Here is a 19,055-nt window from a genome sequence, read left to right on the forward strand (position 1 = left end):
GATGCGCCCCTTCGTTTACGAGAGACCGGCCAGCGTGTCCGCGGCGGCCGCCATTGCTTCCCGTTTTGCCGCAGAGGGTGTTCCGCCGACCGAGGCCGCCGCGCAATTCATCGCCGGCGGCACCAATCTGGCCGACTACATGAAGCTTGGCGTGGCCCGGCCGGAACGGCTGGTCGATCTCAATGGTCTCGGTGACAGGGCCCTGCGGCAGATCGAGGTCGGCGACGACAGCATCCGCTTCGGCGCGCTGGTCCGCATGGGCGAGGCTGCTGACACAGGCGAGATCAAGCGCCTTTGCCCGATGCTTGCCGAAAGCCTGAAGTTCGCCGCCAGCGGCCAGATCCGCAACATGGCGAGCCTGGCCGGCAATGTGTTGCAGCGGACGCGGTGCGAGTATTTTCGCGAGACCTCCTGGCCATGCAACAAGCGCGAGCCGGGCTCCGGCTGCGCGGCCATGGAAGGCTTCAACCGGCAACATGCGGTCCTTGGCACCAGCAACGCCTGCATCGCCACCTACCACGGCGATTTCGCCCAAGCGCTGATCGCGCTCGGCGCGACGGTCGAGGTGGAGGCAAGGCGCGGTATGCGCAAGATAGCGTTTTCGAGGCTACATCGCCTGCCGGGAGATACGCCCAACGTTGAGACCGAACTGGCCTCCGACGAGGTGATCACGGCCATCGAGGTGCCGCTTGGCGCCTGGAGCCGCCGCTCACGCTACCTGAAGATCCGCGACCGCGAGTCCTATGCGTTCGCGCTGGCCTCGGCGGCCGTGGCTCTGGATATGGACGGCGACACCGTCAGCCAGGCGCGCATTGCGCTTGGCGGCGTGGCAACCGTGCCATGGCGGGCCAAGGCGGCCGAGGAAGCACTGAGCGGCAAGGCACTCGACGATGAGGCGGCCGAAGCTGCCGCCGAAGCCGCGTTCGCCGAGGCGAAACCGCGCGAACACAATGCGTTCAAGGTACCGCTCGGCAAGCGCACGCTTGTGCGGGCACTGCTCGAAACGCGCGACATGAAGGTCTGACCCATGAACCAAGCTGCTCCCGCGCCGAAAGAGAACATGGGAAATCCCGTTCCGCGCATCGATGCCCGCCTGAAGGTCACCGGACAGGCCGGCTATTCGGCTGATCTTCCAACCGCCAATATGGCCTATGGCGCACTTGCTACCAGCAGCATCGCCAAGGGCAGCATCACCGCCGTCCGGCTCGAAAGGGCGCGTAAGGTGCCCGGCGTTCTCGATATCGTCAGCGTCGGCGACATGGACGGCATCGACAAGCCGAAATTCGGCAACACCGGTGCAAGTTCGATCGCGCCGCTGCATGACAAGGCCATTTTCCACGACGGCCAGATCATCGCGCTGGTGGTGGCTGAAACATTCGAGGCGGCCGAGGAAGCCGCGGCGCTGATCCGCGCCGACTACGCCGAAGAGACGCCCAGCGCCGGCTTCGATTCCAGGGGAACGGAGATGGAGCCGGCCGCCGGCAAGAGTCCGTTGTTCAAGGAGGACGTCAAAGCCGGCGACTTCGATGCTGCCTATGCCGCAGCCGCAGTGAAGATCGACGAGAAATATTCGACGCCGACCCAGCACCACAACCCGATCGAGCTGTTCTCGACGACGGCGGTCTGGCAGGGCGATCAGCTCACGGTCTATGAACCGAGCCAGAACGTCACCGGCTGGAAGGCCGAGCTCGCCCGGCAGTTGAAGATCGATCCGGCCAATGTGCGGATCGTCAGTCCCTATGTCGGCGGCGCCTTCGGCTCCAAGGGGCCGATGACGGCCCGCACGGCGATCGTTGCCGTTGCGGCCCGCCGCGTCGGCCGGCCGGTGCGCTGCGTCGTCAGCCGCATTCAGGCGTACGGCACGCAGACCTACAGGGCGGAGACCCGGCACCGCATCCGCATCGGCGCAAACCAGGACGGCCGCATCACCGCCTTTGCACACGAAGGCTGGGAAGTCACGTCGCGGCCCGATCCCTATGTCGTCGGTGGCACTTCGGCCACCGGACGCATGTACGATTACGGCTCGGTGCTGACCCACGTCTCGCTGGTGCATGCCGACCGCAATACGCCTGGCTACATGCGTTCGCCGCCGGAGACGCCCTATGTCTATGCGCTGGAAAATGCCATGGACGAGATGGCGGTGGCGCTCGGCATGGACCCGGTCGAGTTCCGCCGCGTCAACGAGCCGCAGAAGGAGCCGATCGGCGGCAAGCCCTTCTCCAGCCGCTCGCTCGTGAAATGCTACGACCAGGCCGCCGAGGCCTTCGGCTGGTCCAAGCGCGAGGCCGCGGTTGGCTCGATGCGTGACGGCGACTGGCTGGTCGGCATGGGCTGCGCCACCGCAATCTATCCGACGGCGGCTGCGCCATGCGCCGCCCGCGTCCGCCTGACCACTGACGGCGAGGTTCGCGTCCAATGCGGCTCGCATGAGATCGGCACCGGCGTGCGCACGGTGGCAGCGCAGATGGCAGCCGAACGGCTCGGGATAGAAATGGACAAGGTCAGCGTCGAAATGGGCGACAGCGCCTTGCCGCCGGCACCGGTGTCCGGCGGGTCGATTTCGACGGCAAGCGTGTGCTCGGCGGTGCTGAAGGCCTGCGATGCCGTCCGCGCAAAGCTCTTCGCCGCGGCCGTCGCCGAAGCCGGGCCGCTGGCCGGGTCCGGCAACGCCAAGCTTGAAATGAGCCAAGAGAAAATCGTCGCGGACAACGGCAAATCGGCCAAGCTGTCGGATGTTTTCAAGACGATGCAGATCGGTGCGATCGAGGAATATGCCGAATTCGCGCCAAAGGGATCGTCACCGGAGGCGCTGAAGAAGCTCTATGCCGGGCAATCGGAGTTCCACGGCGGCGACCAGGACAAGGATTCGGTGAAATACGCCTTTGGCGCGGAATTCGTCGAGGTGCGCATCAACAGCCATACGCGCGAGATCCGCGTCCCGCGCATCGTCGGCGCCTTTGCCGCGGGGCGCATCATGAACACCCGCACCGCGCGCAGCCAGCTGATGGGCGGTATGATCTGGGGCATCGGCCAAGCCTTGCACGAGGCGACGGAAATCGACAAGCGTTATGCGCGCTACGTCAATCGCGACCTGCAGGACTATCTCGTGCCGGTCAACGCCGACGTGAAGCAGATGGAAGTGATACTGGTTCCGGAGATCGACCACGAGGTGAACCCGGCCGGCGTCAAGGGTTTGGGCGAACTCGGCAATGTCGGGACCGCGGCGGCGGTCGCGAGCGCGGTCTACCACGCCACCGGCAAGCGCATTCGCGACCTGCCGATCAGGATCGATCACCTGATCGTCTGACCTCTCCAACTCAGCCGGCTTCGGACCGGCTAGGCGCAGTTTGCATCTATTCCTTCGGCGCGGTGGCGGGCGCGGTATAGCGGCGGCGCACTGCGTCCAGGACGTGGTTGCGGCTCTCCTGCGCCGAAAGTGTGTCGTCTTTCTCCGCTTCGGCGGTTTCGCGCGCCAGCTCCTTATCCCTGATCTGGTGGCGAAACCATTTGGAATAGTCGCCGGCGCGCAAATGATGTTCCCAGGTCTTATCGTCAATGCCCTCGGCGATCTGGGCGAAAATCATCAGATTATGGGCGCGCAGGTTCATCGCATGGTCGGGGCCGCGGAAATAGAAGCTGCCCTTCTCGTCGAGCTGGCCCTCGGCATATTTGCGGCTATGGCGCTTGAGCGACTGCCGCGGCTCGATCGGCTCGACCATGGCAGGTTTCTTGTGCGCCTGCGGCCGCCAGAACAGCACGTGCTCGTCTTTTGGAGAGCTCAGATCCTTGTCCTTTGGCGGTTCGGTGCCGGTCTCGCGACAGAACGTCTTGACGACCTTTTTCGCCTTGGGGCCGAGTGCGATGACGGCGGTGACCAGCCGCAATGCTTCGGTTGAGATCGCATCCGGATGAACGGTGATCAGGATCGTGCCCGGCAATTCCATCGCCAGAACCATTGGCGTGTCGTCGCGCCGCTTCGGCAAGAGGTGATGCGCCTCATCGATGATCAGCCAGTGTGGTCGCGCGGTGCGGAAGCGAACACCGCCAAGGCCCGGCAGCAGGTCGGCAAAGAAGTCCGGCCGCTCGTTGACGCGCAGCGCCAGGCCGTTGACGACCAGATTGTTGTCCGGCTTCTCCAGGAGATCGAGCAACTGCGTCTTCGTCGGCGCGTTCGAGCCGTCGCCCAGCCGGACGGCGCCCTCGAGGCCATCGTAGTCGCCTTCCGGATCGAAGATGCAGAACTGGAACTTTCTCTCGACAAAACGCTCCGTCAATGCGGTCGCCAAGGTCGATTTGCCGATGCCCGAGCTGCCGGCGATCAGCACCGTATCGGTTGGCGACAGATACACCTCCTTGCCATCGTCCGAGCCAAGCAGAATGCCATCGCGGCTTGGCACAAGCTCGCGATCGCGCTCGACCACCTTGGCGATCAGTTCCTCGACGCCTTTTCCGCGCGCGCCTCGTGTCACGAGATCCGCCGTATCCTTGACTGCCGGCAGTGCGTTGTCGACGGCGACGCTGAAGCCGCAGGCGCGCAGGAAGGCGTGGTCGTTTTCGGCGTCGCCGACACCGACGACGTTGTGCGGCGACAATCTGAGGTCCTGAAGCGCGGCTGTCAGCCCGGTCGCCTTGTTGATGCCGCTGGGCAGGATCATCACCGCGCCCTTGTTGAAGATGATTTCCAGCTCCAGCCCCAATTTCTTGATGACCTCGAGCGCGGTAACCTGATGCGGTTCCCAGGTGGCGACGATCGAGCGTCCGACCGAAAGCGGTTTGACACCGTGTTTCCTGAGTTTGGCGATGAACTCGGGGGCGGGCGGCGGAGATATCGTCCGCTCCTCCTCGCTGGCCGGCGTGTAGATCAGCGCCCCGTTTTCCGCGACCACCTTGTCGAAGATCGCGACTTCGGGAAAGACGCGTTTCAGGTCGGGCAGCTCGCGCCCGGTGACGAGAATGAGCTTGCGGCCGCTCTTCTTGAAGCGTTGAAGCGCCGCAAGTGTCTTTTCGGCGACAATCCCTTCATGCGCCAGCGTGCCGTCGTAGTCGGTGGCCAAGGCTATGAAATACATGTCGTCAGTAGCCGCCGACGATTGGCAATATCTCGCCGGTGATGTAGCTCGAGCAGTGCGGCGAGGCGAGGAACACATACGCTGGCGCGATCTCTTCCGGTTGTGCCGGTCGTTTCATCGGTGTGTCGGCGCCAAATTTCGAAACATCGCCGGCTTCCTTGTCCGAGGGGTTGAGCGGCGTCCAAACCGGGCCTGGTGCCACGGCGTTGACCCTTATGCCCTTGTCGACAAGGTTGCCCGAGAGCGCGCGGGTGAAGGCATGAATGCCGCCCTTGGTCATGGAGTAATCGACCAGTTGCTTCGATCCCTCGATGCCGGTCACTGAACCGGTGTTGATGATCGCCGAACCGGGTTTCATGTGCGGAACGGCCTCCTGCGCCATGTGGAAATAGCCGTAGAGGTTGGTCTTCAGCGTGGTGTCGAAATGCTCCTCGGTCAGCTCGCTGAAATCGCTGGAATGGACCTGGAAAGCGGCGTTGTTGACCAGCACGTCGATCCGCCCAAACTGCTGCACGATCTCAGCCACCGCGTTGTGGCAGTGGCCGCGTTCGCTGACATCGGCCTTGATCAGGATGCATCGCCGGCCTTCGGTTTCGACGGCCCTTTTGGTCTCTTCGGCGTCCTTGTCCTCCGACAGATAGACGATCGCCACATCGGCGCCTTCACGTGCATAGAGCACGGCCACCGCGCGGCCGATGCCTGAATCGCCGCCGGTAATGACGGCCACTTTGCCGTCGAGCTTTTTCGATCCGATATAAAATGGCGCATCGTAAAGCGGCGCCGGCTCGATCGCCCATTCATGCCCCGGCTTCGGCTGGTGCTGCTCGGGGAAGGGCGGCTCGGGATATTTGCGGGCACCGGCCTGCATGGCGCCTTTTGGCTTGCCCTTGGACTTGGACTTGTCCTTCTCGTCGATACGGCGCTGGATGTGCCGTTGCTTGGCGGCCTCGCCGGCGATTTCCGATTTCATCTGCATGGTCATCTCCCTGGCTTGAAACCCAACAACGCACGTCCGGCGAAAAGGTTTATGCGACCACTTCATTCCTTCAGCCCGGCGACCCGCTCCAGCAGTGGCCGTTGCAGCCGCGGTAGATGGCCGACGACGCTGAAGGCCGCGTTCCTGAAGCTTTGCATGATGCCATTGTCCGACCGGGCCATTGACAGGATGCGCTCGCTGAGGGTGATCCACCGTCGCCCTATCGGGTGGCGTTCGCTTGTGTAGCCGGCCAGCGTGCCTTCGACGAAACGCCTGGCGAATGATGCGGCGAGATTCATGCCGCGCGCGCCCAGCGGCGAATGGGATGGAGGTCGGGGATGGTCATGATGGTTGTCCGGGTGAAACGAAACGTGACCTCATCCGAACGCATGGAGTGTTCGATGGTTTCCGGTCAGCCGACCCGATGGGCCAGGGCGGGGTAACCATTCTGTGATCTCCGCTGCCCCGGCCGGAACTTACCCACGCAGCCGCAGTTAGGGGCTTTGGGGGGTGGATACGGTTGCTGGATGTGAAATCGGCGAGGGGATGCCGCAGGTCTTTTCAAGGAGCGCCAACGGCATTTCACGCTTCGCTCTGTGGGGCGCGTGTTTCATGGCCATCTTTGCGGCTCTCGGCGGTACCGCCATCCTGCGTTCGGACTTCGTCACCGGCATTGGCCGGCCGTTGGCGCAACCAGTGCCGTTCAGCCACAGGCACCATGTCGGCGAGCTCGGCCTCGATTGCCGTTATTGCCATAGCGGCGTCGAGACTTCGTCATCGGCTGGTCTGCCGGCGACGGAGGTGTGCATGACCTGCCATTCGCAGCTCTTCACCAACGCGGACATGCTGGCGCCGGTACGGGCGAGCCTTGCCTCCGGGCAGCCATTGCAGTGGCAGCGGGTGAACAGTGTGCCCGACTTCGTCTATTTCAATCATTCGATCCATATCGCCAAAGGCGTCGCCTGCGAGACGTGCCATGGCGAGGTCGACGACATGCCGCTGATACGGCGGGCGCACGCGCTGTCGATGGAATGGTGCCTGGGATGCCATCGCGATCCCGAGCCCAATTTGCGTCCGCCGCAGGACGTGTTCCTGATGCACTGGAAGCCGCCGGCCGGCATCGCCGAAATCCGCCGGTCGCTCATCAGCCTTCTCGATATCCACCCCGAGACCATGACCGACTGTTATGTCTGCCACCGCTGACAAGCCGATTGCGGCTCCAGACATGGCCGGCCTGCGCGAACGGCTTTCGCCTGGTCCGGAGCTGTGGCGGAGCCTCGACGAACTCGCCGATACACCGGAATTCCGCCGCTTCGTCGATGCCGAATTTCCTTCGATCGCCGAGCGCATCCCGGCGCGGCTCGACCGGCGCACGCTGCTGAAGCTGATGGGTGCATCGCTGTCGCTGGCCGGGCTTGCCGCCTGCAGCCGGGCCGAAGACATCCTGCCTTATATCCGCCAGCCGGAAAACATCGTTCCCGGCCGGCCGCTTTATTACGCGACCACGCTGTCGAGCGACGGCTACGGCATCGGTGCGGTGGTCGAAAGCCATGAGGGCCGGCCGACCAAGGTGGAAGGCAATCCCGACCATCCGGCCTCGCGCGGCGCGACGGACGCTGTCATGCAGGCGGCGGTGCTGTCGCTGTTCGACCCCGATCGCTCGCGCATGCCGCTGAAGCATGGCGAACCCGCAGCCTATGACGACTTCCTTGCCGACATGGCCGAGCTCACCTCGCGGCTCGCTGGAGCTGGCACGGCGCTGCTGATCGAAGCAACGACCTCGCCCACCATGAAGGCGCAGCTCGAGGCGCTGCGCGCGCGCTATCCCAGGCTGAGGCTGTTCCGGCACGATCCCCTGGCGACGCCGTCCGGCACCGAAGCCACACAGATCCTGTTCGGCAGGGCGCTTGCACCGGTCTGCCGGTTTGATCGCGCCGACGTGATTTTCAGTCTCGACGCGGATTTCCTGGGCGAAGGCCCCGGTCGTCTCGCCTACGCCCGTGATTTCGCTGCAAGACGCCGCGTGCGCCGGGCGGACGATACGATGAGCCGGCTCTATGCGGTGGAGTCGACGCCGACGATCACCGGCGCTGCCGCCGATCATCGCCGGCCGGTGCGGCCGAGCGAGGTCGAAACCGTCGCAGCGGCGCTGAGCGCCGTGCTTGGCGGCGAAGCGGCGCCAAGCGCCTTGGCATTGGACCCGACCTGGCTGGCTGCCGCCGCGAACGACCTGAAGGCGGCCGGCCGCTCGGCGCTGATCGTGCCGGGCGCCCATCAAACGCCGTTCGTCCATGCCGCCGCTCTTGCCATGAATGCGCGGCTTGGTGCGCTTGGCAACACCGTGGAACTGATCGAGCCGCCCGACGCGATGCCCATCGAGGGCGACCTCGCGGCACTTTGCCAGGCGATCGCCGCGCGGGACATCGACACCGTTGTCATACTTGGCGCCAATCCTCTCCACACTGCGCCTGCGGGACTTGATGTCCACGACGTGTTTTCGCAGGTGAAGCTTCTTGTCCACTGGGGTCTCCACCGCGACGAAACCGCCTTCGTCGCACACTGGCATATCCCTGCTGCGCATGATCTCGAGAGCTGGAGTGACCTGCGCGCCCATGACGGAACCGCGTCGATCGTGCAGCCGCTGATCAGGCCGCTTTACCGGGGGCGGACCGTGCATGAACTCCTCGCCGTGCTTGGCGGTGAATTAGCTGTTTCTGCGCTGCAGCTCGTCCGCCGGACCTGGGCGCAGACACTGGACGATCCTGCGTGGCGAAAGGCGCTTCGCGACGGCTTTGTCTCCGGCAGTGCCAGCATTCCAGCCGATGTCGCGATGCCCCCGGATTTGCGCGGCCTGAAGCCGCGCATCGAAGCGGCAAAAGGCGTCGAAATCCGTTTCGTTGCCGATCCCTGGCTGCGCGATGGACGCAATGCCAATTCGTCCTGGCTGCAGGAGCTGCCGCGGCCGCTGAGCAAGATCGTCTGGGGCAACGCAGCCCTGATGTCGCCGGCGACATCAGGACGGCTTCAGGTGGAAAACGGCCGGGTCGTCAACATCGCCTCGAACGGCATGGACATCGATGCGCCGGTCTGGATCATGCCTGGCCATCCCGACGACACCGTGACGCTTGCTCTGGGTTTCGGCCGGAAGCTCGGTTCGGTGGCAGCACTCGCTGACGGCCACGACGCGTACAGGCTGCGAAGCCCTGAGGCTCCCTGGATCGTCTATGGCGCCATGATCACGCCGCGCGACAGCAGCGCACGGGTCATCACCACACAACACCACCAGGCGATGGAGGGCAGGGCGATCGTTCGCCATGCCTCGCTCGATGCCTTTCGCAAAGATCCGCACTTCGTGCGCGACGGCGTGCCGCCGACGCCAAGCGAGTCGCTCTATCCTGACTGGCAATACAGCCAGGAAGCCTGGGCCATGTCGATCGATCAGTCGGCATGCATCGGCTGCATGGCCTGTGTTTCTGCCTGCCAGGCGGAAAACAACATCGCCACCGTCGGGCCGGACGAGTCGGCACTCGGCCATGAAATGCATTGGCTGCGGATCGACCGCTACTATTCCGGCCCGCTCGACGATCTCGACGTCTTTTTCCAGCCGGTGCCTTGCATGCATTGCGAGAAGGCGCCGTGCGAGGTCGTCTGTCCGGTCAACGCCACCACCCACACCCATGACGGGCTCAACGCGCAGGTCTATAACCGTTGCATTGGCACGCGCTACTGCTCGCAGAACTGCCCCTACAAGGTGCGGCGCTTCAACTTCCTGGACTTCCAGGAATTCGACAAGGATGCCGCGGGACCTGAACAGGCCGTGCACAATCCAGACGTCAGCGTCCGTTCGCGCGGCGTGATGGAGAAATGCACCTACTGCGTCCAGCGCATTTCCGAAAAGCGCATCAAGGCTCAGATCGAAAACCGCGCCATCGCCGACGGCGAGGTGGTGACCGCCTGCCAGCAGGCCTGCCCGACGCAGGCGATCGTCTTCGGCGATCTCAACAGCAAGGGCGCCAGGGTGGCGCAGGAAAAAGCGGCACCGCATCACTACGCCTTGCTCGAGGAGCTGAATACGCGACCGCGCACCACCTATCTCGGCAAGATCATAAATATCAATGGCCGTCTCTCGTCAGGCGGGAAAGCCGATGGCTGAGGCTTTTGCTGCAAAACCGGGCGCATTGCCCGTTCTGCATGGCAGGCACGACCTTCCGGAGATCAGCGGCCGTATCAGTGCGATCGTCCTCGACGGCAGGCTGCCGCGCTATTTCTGGGCAGCTTTTTTTTCCTGCTTCGTCTTCGTCCTCATCTTCCTCTATTCGATCACCTATCTGATCTCGGTCGGCGTTGGCGCCTACGGCATCAACGTCCCCGTCGTCTGGGGCACGATGATCGGCAATTTCGTCTGGTGGATCGGCATCGGCCATGCCGGCACGCTGATCTCGGCCGTGCTCCTGCTTCTGCGCCAGCCATGGCGCGCCTCGATCAATCGCTTTGCCGAGGCGATGACGCTGTTTGCCGTTGCAATGGCCGGGCTTTTCCCGATCCTGCATCTCGGCCGCCCGTGGTTCTTCTACTGGTTGCTGCCGCTGCCCAACACCCATATGCACTGGCCGCAATGGCGCAGCCCGCTGGTCTGGGATTTCGCGGCGATCGCCACTTATGCCAGCGTTTCGCTGATGTTCTGGTATATGGGCCTGCTGCCCGATCTCGCCGTCCTGCGCGACCGAGCGAAATCGCGCCCGGCGCAGCTGTTCTACGGCATACTGGCAATCGGCTGGCGCGGTTCGGCCTTTCATTGGGCGCGCTATCAGACGGTCTATTTCCTGATGGCGGCACTGGCCACGCCGCTGGTCGTCTCGGTGCATTCGATCGTCTCGCTCGACTTCACCTTCGCCATCACGCCGGGCTTCCACTCGACGATCTTTCCTCCCTATTTCGTTGCCGGAGCGCTGCTGTCCGGCTTCGCCATGGTGCTCACCATCGCCATCCCGCTGCGCTGGGCGTTTTCGGTCCAGGATCTGATCACGCTGCGGCACATGGACAATGCCGCCAAGCTGATGATCGCCGCCGGCATGATCGTCATCTATGGCTACGCGTCCGAGGCCTTCTTCGCCTGGTATTCGGGCGAGATCTACGAGCGCACGATGATGTGGCAGCGCGCCTTCGGACCTTATGCGCCGCTGTTCTGGGCCATGCTCGCCTGCAACGGCGCAGTTTTGCAATTGCTCTGGTTCCGACGGGTGCGCCTCAACATGCCGGGGCTGTTCGCCATTGCACTCATCATCAACGTCGGCATGTGGATCGAGCGCTATGTCATCGTCGTCACCGGGCCAAGCCGCGATTACCTGCCGTCGTCCTGGGGCGAGCAGTCATTGAGGTGGCTCGACTTCGGCATCCTGTTCGGCTCGATCGGCACCTTCTTCGCATTGGTCTTCCTGTTCATCCGCATCCTGCCGGCCATCACCATCTTCGAGGTCGAGAAGCTGGCCGGGGAGAGGGGCAGCACAGGATGAGCCTTTACGGCGTCATCGCGGCTTTCGCCGATCCGGAAGCGCTGACCGAGGCGGTCCGCACCATGCGGGCGCGTGGCTACCGGCGCATGGACGCGTTCTCGCCATTCCATGTGCGTGGGTTGGCCGAGATGCTCGGCATGCGCAAAACGCGCTTGCCGTGGGCCATCCTTGGCGGCGCCATCGCTGGCGCGGTGTTTGTCTACGGGCTGATCCTCTATTCGGTCGAGATCGACTATCCGCTCAATGTCGGCGGCCGGCCGCTGCATTCCTGGCCGGCCTTTCTCGTCATTGCCTTCGAGGCGGCGATACTTGGCGCCGCGCTGGCCGCATTCTTCGGCGGGCTGGCCGCCAATCGCCTGCCCGAATATTACCACCCGGTCTTCAATGCCACGAGCTTCACCTACGCGCGCGGCGGCAAGTTCTACCTGCTCGTCGAAGCCGCCGATCCGAAGTTCCGCAAGGGCGTGACCAAGGGCCAGCTGACCCGGCTTGGCGCCGAAACCGTCGAGGAGGTGGAGGCGTGAACATGCGCACGAGTCTGCTGGCGGCAGCCTTGCTGCTCGCCGGCTGCCGGCAGGACATGGAGGACCAGCCGCGCTACGATCCGCTCGAAAAGAGCAACCAGTTCGCCAACGGCATGTCGGCGCGGGCGCCGGCCGAGGACACGGTCGCACGCGATGCCGATCTTTCGCCGGTGCCGGACACGTTTCCCTATCCGGTCACCATGACGCTGCTGCGGCGAGGCCGGCAGCGCTTCGACATCTTCTGTTCGCCTTGCCACGGCCGCACCGGCGACGGCCACGGCATGGTCGTCGAGCGTGGCTTTCCAGCGCCGCCCACCTATCATCAGGACGCGCTGCGCAAGGCGAGTGACAGGCATTTCTATGAGGTCATCAGCTACGGCTATGGCGCCATGTTTTCCTACGCGGCGCGCGTCCCGCCTGCCGACCGCTGGGCGATCGTCGCCTATATCCGCGCCCTGCAATATTCGCGCGAGGCGCCAATTGCCGAACTGCCGGAAAGCCTCCGCGCCGAGCTCAATGCGGAGCCAGATCGATGATGCGGCTTGCCACCGAACGTTTGATTTTGCCGGCGCTTGCCGTGGCCGCCGCCGGACTTGTGCTTTGCGCCGCGGGATTGGCCTTCGACCTCAGAGCCATGTTGGCCGGCTGGCTGCCTGCGGCGCTGTTCCTGCTCGGCCTGCCGCTCGGTGCGCTGACCATCCTGATGGTGCATGGGCTGACCGGTGGCCGCTGGGGCGAGGCAATCCGCCAGCCGCTACGCGGCTTGGTCACGACGCTGCCGCTGGCGCTGCTTCTGCTGCTGCCGGTTCTGCCCAGGCTCGACCTGGTCTTTCCCTGGGCGAGTGCCGACGCGGCTGCATTGCCCGAGACGGTGCGCCTGAAATTCTCTTATCTGAACGTTCCGTTCTTTTTGTTGCGCTTTGCCGCCTGCGCTGCGATCTGGCTGGTGCTGGCGTGGCGCGTGCTCGACTGGACAACGACCGATAGCGGCCGCGGCAGCGCCGGCCGCGGCAAGGCCTATGCCGCTGGATTGATTGCGCATGGGCTGACGGTGACGATCTTTGCCATCGACTGGATGCTCTCGCTCGAGCCGGAGTTCTCCTCGACGATCTATGCGCTGCTGGAAGCATCCGCCGAAGTCGTCGGCGCTTACGCTCTGGCAATGACGGTGCTGTGTGCGAACCGCTCGATCGAGGTCATGCCGGGCGGCGAGGAGGATGTCGCGCTGAGCGAGGATTTGGCCAACATGCTGTTCGGCTTCGTGCTGCTATGGGCCTACCTGTCGTTCATGCAATGGCTGGTGACCTGGGGCGGCGACCTGCCGAACGAGATCCGCTGGTACCTCATTCGCAGCAGCAATGGCTGGCAATATCTGCTCTGGCTGCTGATTGCGCTGCAATTCGCGATCCCCTTTGCCGGGTTGCTCAGCCGGGATCTAAAGCGCAGCCATGCCGGCCTTCTGTCGATCTGCGGCATCGTGCTGGCCGGCCATTATGTCGATGTCCTGTGGCGGATCAGACCGCCGCTTGCCGGTGGCGGTGTGACAGCGTTCTGGTGCGACCTTGCCGCGCTGGCAGGAGCCGGCGGCCTCTGGCTTGCGCTGCTGCTTTTCGTGCTTGGCCGGCCGGACGGTATCGGCTTCTGGCGCCGGGGGCCGGCGCATGGCTAGGGCGGCCCGCCATCCCGAAACGCGCGATATCTGGCCGGGCGCGCTGCTTGCCTTCGCGGCCGGCTTGCTGCTGTTCCTGGCGGCATCAGCCATCGTCCTCGGGCTCGTCTTCGACACCAGACCGTTGTGGCCGCTGCCGGGGCCATCGTCGGCCGGCAACCGAGCCAGTCCCGCCTTGCAGCGCTTTCCGGAAGACGACCTAGCCGCCTTCCGCAAGGCGGAGGAGCAGGCACTGAACAAAGTCGGCTGGGTCGACCGCACCGCCGGCATTGCTCGCATTCCGATCGAGGACGCCATGTGGGCGATCGTCAGCCACGGTTTGCCGAACTGGGGGCAGCCGCCGGCGGCCGCCGGCGCCGACTGCGGATTGGTCGAGGCCGAGATACCACGCGCGCCACAGGCCGCTCGCTGCCGGACCGCGCCAGGCCAGGGAGGCCGGCCGTGAAGGCTTGGCTAACCGCTTTTTCCCTCCTCGTGGTGCTGCCCGCCTCAGCCGTCGCACGCCCGGCCTTCGATCCCGAGATCGGCGCACAGCTCAGCCTCGACCGGGTGTTTCGTGATGCATCCGGCGTGCAGCGCACGATCGGCCAAACGCTTGCGGGCCGGCCGGCGCTGCTGATTTTCGGCTATGACAAATGCCCGAACCTTTGTGGTGTGACCCAACAGGCGGTCGCTTCGGATTTGAAAAAGACGTCGCTCGATCCCGAAACCTATCGCGCTTTGTTCGTCTCGATCGATGCCGCCGACACGGCCGGTGATGCGAGCGATGCGCAAACCACCGTCGCCGCTGTGGCCGACGCGAGGAACCTGTCGGCATGGCGGTTCCTGACCAGTGCCGACGGCGCCGGTGCCGCCCTTGCGGCGGAGGCTGGCATCAGCTTCGACACACGCGCCAGGATCGACCAGTTCGCCCATCCGATCGCCGTCATCGCGCTGACGCCGAAAGGCCGGATAGCGCAGGTGCTGCCGGCGCTGAGCTTCACGCCGCGCGATCTTAAGCTTGCCCTTGTCGAGGCATCTTCCGGCAAGCTCGGCTCGATCGCCGATCATGCCTTCCTGCTCTGCGCCGGCTTCGATACCTCTAAGGGGCAATATACGCCGGCGATTTGGGCTGCCTTGAAGCTCGCCAGCATCGTGATGGTGGTGGGGTTGGCGACGGCCATACTGCAGCTGGCGCGCAGGAGGCGGGCGTGAGCTTCGGTATCCGGTTTTTCCCGCCGGAAGCCTCGTCGATCGCAAGCAGCATCGATGCGTTGTTCTATACATTGCTGGCCTTCGCGGCCGCGCTCGGCCTGTTCCTGACCGTTCTCGTGGTCGGCTACGCCGTCAAATATCGCGTCGGCTCCGCCGCCGACCGTACCGGGGCGCGTGCCCGCAGCCTGCCGCTGGAGATGACATGGAGCATTGCCAGCCTGGTGATGGCCTTCATCTTCTTCGGCTGGGGCGCAGTCCTGTTTGTGCGGCGCGACCATCCGCCGCCGGACGCTATCGAGATCGCCGGCCTCGGCAAGCAATGGATGTGGGAGTTCCGCCATTCCGGCGGCCAGCGTGAGATCAACGAGCTGCACGTGCCGGTCGGCAAGGCGGTGGTGGTGTCGCTGGCATCGCAGGACGTCATCCACTCCTTCTATGTGCCGGCCTTTCGGGTGAAGCAGGATGCGGTGCCGGGACGCACCACCAACGTCTGGTTCATTGCCACCGAACCGGGCCGCTACCATCTGTTCTGCGCCGAATATTGCGGCACCCAGCATTCCGAAATGGGCGGCTGGGTAACGGTGCTGGCTCCGGAGCAATATGCGTCGTGGCTGGGCAGCCAAGATGAAGGCGAAAGCCTCGCCGCGAGCGGCGGGAAACTGTTCCGCGCGCTCGGCTGCTGCGGCTGTCATGGCAATTCCAGTAAGGTGCGGGCGCCCGGCCTCGATGGGATTTTCGGCCGGCCGGTGGCGCTGGCGAACCGGCAGACGGTCATCGCCGACGAACGCTATCTGCGCGATTCGATCCTTGTCCCGAACAAGGAAATCGCCGCCGGCTACCAGCCGGTGATGCCGAGCTTCGACGGTCTGGTCGATGAAGCCGAGTTGCAGATGCTGATGGCCTATCTCAAGTCGCTTTCGTTCCAATTTCCCTCGTTCCCGGCGGCAAACAGCGAGGCGCCGCAATGAATCGCGATTTGGCGCCGGCAAACTATCTCAGTGAGGGTGCCTGGCCGCGCGCCTGGCTGCTGACAACCGACCACAAACGGGTAGCGTGGCTCTATCTCGTCTCGCTGACGGCCTTCTTCTTCCTCGGCGGTGCGTTTGCCGTGCTGATGCGCATCGAGCTTGCGACGCCGGCCGGCGACCTGGTCTCCGACGATGTCTACAACCGGCTGTTTTCGCTGCACGGCATCATCATGGTATGGTTCTTTCTGGTGCCGTCGATCCCGGCGACGCTCGGCAATTTCCTGTTGCCGCTGATGATCGGCGCGCGCGATCTTGCCTTTCCCCGCCTCAACCTGGCCAGCTGGTATGTCTTCATGTTCGGCAGCCTGTTCGCGCTCGCCTCGGTGCTTTTGGGCGGCGTCGACACCGGCTGGACCTTCTACACGCCGCTGTCGACGCTCTATGCCAACGGCTTTGTCTCGACCGCGGCATTTGGCGTTTTCATCGTCGGCTTTTCGACAATCATGACCGGCATCAATTTCATCGTCACCGTCCACACCTTGCGGGCGCCCGGCCTCACCTGGTTCCGGCTGCCGATCTTCGTCTGGACGCTGTACGCCACCAGCCTGGTGATGGTGCTGGCAACGCCGGTGCTCGCAGCATCGCTGATCCTCATCGTGCTGGAGCGCGTCTTCGGCATCGGCATCTTCAATCCCGACCTCGGCGGCGATCCGCTGTTGTTCCAGCATCTGTTCTGGTTCTACTCGCACCCCGCCGTCTACATCATGATCCTGCCGGGCATGGGGGTGGTCTCGGAAGTGCTGCCGTGCTTCAGCCGCCGGCCGCTGTTCGGCTACAAGGCCGTCGCCCTGGCTTCAATGGCGATCGCCGTCTTCGGCTTTCTCGTCTGGGGCCACCACATGTTCGTCAGCGGGCAGTCGGCCTATGCCGGCGTGGTGTTTTCGTTCCTGTCCTTCTGCGTCGCGATCCCATCGGCGATAAAGGTGTTCAACTGGAGCCTGACGCTGCGCAAGGGCGAAATCAGCTTCGAGACGCCGATGCTTTATGCCCTGTTCTTCCTGGCGCTATTCACTTTTGGCGGGCTGGCCGGCCTTTTCCTTGCCGCCCTCGCCGTCGACGTCCACGTTCACGACACCTATTTCGTCGTCGCCCATTTCCACTACATCATGGTCGGCGGCATGGTGACCGCCTACATGGCCGGGCTGCATTTCTGGTGGCCGAAGCTCACCGGCCGCATGTATTCGGAGATTTGGGGCCGTATAGCCGCGGCTGTGACCTTCATCGGTTTCAACCTGACCTTTTTTCCGCAATATGTGCTCGGCTTTTTGGGCATGCCGCGGCGCTACTATACCTATCCGCCGGAATTCGCTTTCTGGCACATCCTGTCGTCGGCAGGCGCCGTGGTGCTGGCGATCGGCTATCTGATGCCGCTCCTCTATTTGGCGTGGTCGCTGTTTCGAGGCGCGCGGGCGCCGGATAATCCATGGCGAGCCACCGGGCTCGAATGGCAAACAAGCTCGCCGCCTCCGGCGCATAATTTCGATCGCATGCCGACCGTCACCAGGCCAGCCTACGATTATCCGATGAAAGGCCTGACCGAGAAACGGTCGGACCCGGTGGAGGATCTGGTTTGAAGTCACCGATGACAAGCATCGCCTTCGACCGGCCGGCTCGCGAAACGGCAGCCGCCAGCTTTGCCATGTGGGTGTTCATCGGCTCCGAGGCGATGCTGTTCGGCGCCATCCTGCTCGTCTTCATGTTTGCCCGGTTGAGTTATGGCGACGCCTTCGCCGGCGCGGCGAAGCATCTGTCGCTGCCACTGGGCACGGCCAATACCGTCGTCCTGATCACCAGCAGTTTCGCCATGGCGCTCGCCCATATGTACACGGCCGCGCGGCGATGGCGCGCCGCCGGCCGGGCATTGGCTGCGACGGCGCTGCTCGGCGTCGTCTTCCTGGCGATCAAGGCGACGGAGTACGCCAGGGAATTCGGCGAAGGGCTGGCGCCGGTGCTCGGCGCGCCTTTCATCTATAAGGGCCCGGATCCTGTCCATGCCGAATTCTTCTTCGGCCTCTATTTCGCGATGACCTCACTGCATGCCTTGCATCTGATTTGCGGCGTAATCGTCATCGGCGGCATCCTCGCTCTGTGGCCGCGCACGATCGAGGCCAGCCGGTTCCGCCGCGTGCAGGCAATCGGCCTCTATTGGCATTTCGTCGATATCGTCTGGGTCTTCCTGTTCCCCGTCCTCTATCTGATCAACAGATGAGCGAGTTCCGCAAACTCACGCTTGCCTATGTCGGGCTTCTGGCCTTGCTGGCCCTGACTGTCGGCTCGTCCTTCCTGGCGCTTGGCGCCTTCAATTCGGCACTCAACCTGACGATCGCCGCGGCCAAGGCTGCCGTCATCGCCATCCTGTTCATGCATCTGGCCAGCGCCGGCGTCCTGCCGCGTCTTGCGGTCGCTGCTGCCGGGCTTTGGCTGATGATCCTGTTCGGGCTGACGCTGATCGGACAATAGGCCGAAGCGGCGCACCTCGTTCATACCCTTACAGCGGCTCCGGAACGGCTTTGCACGGACGGCTTTTGCTCGGCCGCGGGCATGGAAGCCCTTTGGCCATCGCCATTCAGATGCCGGGCCTCGTCCTCGGCTGCGTCTTCAAGCTTGGCGACGAGCAGATCCTTGAGGTCGCCAACCTCTTCCTCGATGTCTTCGATGGGTACGCCGGCGTCGGCCGCCTCTTCCTCGCATTCCCTGGCGAGGATTTCCGCCTCTCTTTCAAGCCTGATCGGAGGCGGCGGCACATGAACGTTTTCGTGAATCCAGTCCTGCAAGAATTCTATCGCACTATCACTCATGGGGCTCACCTGTAGCGGCAAACTGTAGTGCCATTAACGTACGTGCTGCAAAATGGATGCTTGGCAACGCCGGATTTCGAATAGCGATACTTGACAATAGCGTGATCGCCAACGAGCTAGAGCTTTGCAGCCAGGGAAATCATTTGGCGTCGCAGAAATGCGGCTAACCAGACAGTTGGAGCGGGATGTAATTTGAAGGCATCCCGCCCTAAGACGCGTTGCGCCGTCGCGCCGATGTTGCGCGATTCGGGTCGCCGGACGGCCGAACATCGTCATCTGCGGCA

Annotated in this window: 18 protein-coding genes; 14 read left to right on the forward strand and 4 right to left on the reverse strand. The window is 63.9% G+C overall.

Annotated features, from left to right (window positions below; all coding sequences use genetic code 11):
• Position 1: 1 nt before the first annotated feature.
• The gene (locus tag NKH63_RS16430) at positions 2-1,024 is read left to right on the forward strand and encodes an FAD binding domain-containing protein (RefSeq protein WP_352918116.1); all 1,023 of its coding nucleotides are present in this window, start codon (positions 2-4) and stop codon (positions 1,022-1,024) included.
• Between the two features lie 3 nt (positions 1,025-1,027).
• Positions 1,028-3,307, forward strand: coding sequence for a xanthine dehydrogenase family protein molybdopterin-binding subunit (locus tag NKH63_RS16435; protein WP_352918118.1), 2,280 nt, complete (start codon positions 1,028-1,030; stop codon positions 3,305-3,307).
• A 46-nt stretch (positions 3,308-3,353) separates the two neighbouring features.
• On the opposite strand, the gene NKH63_RS16440 is transcribed toward NKH63_RS16435, so the two are convergent.
• The 3 genes from NKH63_RS16440 to NKH63_RS16450 form a co-directional block, all read right to left on the reverse strand.
• Complete coding sequence (locus tag NKH63_RS16440; RefSeq protein WP_023720538.1) at positions 3,354-5,069, reverse strand: HAD family hydrolase; 1,716 nt, start codon at positions 5,067-5,069, stop codon at positions 3,354-3,356.
• Positions 5,070-5,073: 4 nt separating this feature from the next.
• Positions 5,074-6,045, reverse strand: a complete 972-nt coding sequence (locus tag NKH63_RS16445) for an SDR family oxidoreductase (RefSeq protein ID WP_352481428.1) — start codon at positions 6,043-6,045, stop codon at positions 5,074-5,076.
• 62 nt (positions 6,046-6,107) lie between these two features.
• The gene (locus tag NKH63_RS16450) at positions 6,108-6,344 is read right to left on the reverse strand and encodes an FAD-dependent monooxygenase family protein (RefSeq protein ID WP_352548013.1); all 237 of its coding nucleotides are present in this window, start codon (positions 6,342-6,344) and stop codon (positions 6,108-6,110) included.
• 247 nt (positions 6,345-6,591) lie between these two features.
• Here NKH63_RS16450 and NKH63_RS16455 point away from each other — a divergent pair, with 247 nt between their 5' ends.
• From NKH63_RS16455 to NKH63_RS16510, 12 genes are read left to right on the forward strand one after another with little or no spacing between them, the layout of a single operon-like run.
• Positions 6,592-7,248 carry a cytochrome c3 family protein gene (locus NKH63_RS16455; protein ID WP_502896336.1) on the forward strand — a complete coding sequence of 219 codons (657 nt, stop codon included), beginning with the start codon at positions 6,592-6,594 and terminating at the stop codon, positions 7,246-7,248.
• Positions 7,232-10,198, forward strand: coding sequence for a TAT-variant-translocated molybdopterin oxidoreductase (locus NKH63_RS16460; RefSeq protein ID WP_352918122.1), 2,967 nt, complete (start codon positions 7,232-7,234; stop codon positions 10,196-10,198). Before NKH63_RS16455 ends, NKH63_RS16460 begins: the two co-directional genes overlap by 17 nt.
• On the forward strand, positions 10,191-11,558 hold the full coding sequence (gene nrfD / locus NKH63_RS16465; protein ID WP_352481430.1) for an NrfD/PsrC family molybdoenzyme membrane anchor subunit: 1,368 nt from the start codon (positions 10,191-10,193) through the stop codon (positions 11,556-11,558). Before NKH63_RS16460 ends, nrfD begins: the two co-directional genes overlap by 8 nt.
• The gene (locus NKH63_RS16470; protein ID WP_352481431.1) at positions 11,555-12,082 is read left to right on the forward strand and encodes a DUF3341 domain-containing protein; all 528 of its coding nucleotides are present in this window, start codon (positions 11,555-11,557) and stop codon (positions 12,080-12,082) included. The genes nrfD and NKH63_RS16470 overlap by 4 nt, the downstream gene beginning before the upstream one ends.
• Positions 12,083-12,084: 2 nt before the next feature.
• Positions 12,085-12,618 (forward strand): c-type cytochrome, encoded by a 534-nt coding sequence (locus tag NKH63_RS16475; protein WP_352481518.1) that lies wholly within the window; start codon positions 12,085-12,087, stop codon positions 12,616-12,618.
• Complete coding sequence (locus tag NKH63_RS16480) at positions 12,615-13,751, forward strand: hypothetical protein (RefSeq protein WP_352481432.1); 1,137 nt, start codon at positions 12,615-12,617, stop codon at positions 13,749-13,751. The genes NKH63_RS16475 and NKH63_RS16480 overlap by 4 nt, the downstream gene beginning before the upstream one ends.
• Positions 13,744-14,196, forward strand: a complete 453-nt coding sequence (locus tag NKH63_RS16485; RefSeq protein ID WP_023720528.1) for a hypothetical protein — start codon at positions 13,744-13,746, stop codon at positions 14,194-14,196. Before NKH63_RS16480 ends, NKH63_RS16485 begins: the two co-directional genes overlap by 8 nt.
• Positions 14,193-14,945, forward strand: coding sequence for an SCO family protein (locus NKH63_RS16490; RefSeq protein WP_352481433.1), 753 nt, complete (start codon positions 14,193-14,195; stop codon positions 14,943-14,945). The genes NKH63_RS16485 and NKH63_RS16490 overlap by 4 nt, the downstream gene beginning before the upstream one ends.
• A complete protein-coding gene (gene coxB, locus NKH63_RS16495; protein WP_352918124.1) occupies positions 14,942-15,913 on the forward strand; it encodes a cytochrome c oxidase subunit II in 972 nt (323 codons plus the stop codon). Before NKH63_RS16490 ends, coxB begins: the two co-directional genes overlap by 4 nt.
• The gene (gene ctaD, locus NKH63_RS16500; RefSeq protein ID WP_352918126.1) at positions 15,910-17,547 is read left to right on the forward strand and encodes a cytochrome c oxidase subunit I; all 1,638 of its coding nucleotides are present in this window, start codon (positions 15,910-15,912) and stop codon (positions 17,545-17,547) included. The genes coxB and ctaD overlap by 4 nt, the downstream gene beginning before the upstream one ends.
• Before the next feature lie 8 nt (positions 17,548-17,555).
• Positions 17,556-18,182 carry a cytochrome c oxidase subunit 3 gene (locus NKH63_RS16505; protein ID WP_352495088.1) on the forward strand — a complete coding sequence of 209 codons (627 nt, stop codon included), beginning with the start codon at positions 17,556-17,558 and terminating at the stop codon, positions 18,180-18,182.
• Complete coding sequence (locus NKH63_RS16510; RefSeq protein ID WP_352481436.1) at positions 18,179-18,433, forward strand: cytochrome C oxidase subunit IV family protein; 255 nt, start codon at positions 18,179-18,181, stop codon at positions 18,431-18,433. The genes NKH63_RS16505 and NKH63_RS16510 overlap by 4 nt, the downstream gene beginning before the upstream one ends.
• 20 nt (positions 18,434-18,453) lie before the next feature.
• Here the strand turns inward: NKH63_RS16510 and NKH63_RS16515 are convergent, their stop codons facing one another.
• A complete protein-coding gene (locus NKH63_RS16515) occupies positions 18,454-18,771 on the reverse strand; it encodes a DUF768 domain-containing protein (protein WP_023720522.1) in 318 nt (105 codons plus the stop codon).
• Between the last annotated feature and the right edge of the window lie 284 nt (positions 18,772-19,055).

This window comes from Mesorhizobium sp. M0960 (assembly GCF_040319055.1).
Taxonomy (GTDB): Bacteria; Pseudomonadota; Alphaproteobacteria; order Rhizobiales; family Rhizobiaceae; genus Mesorhizobium.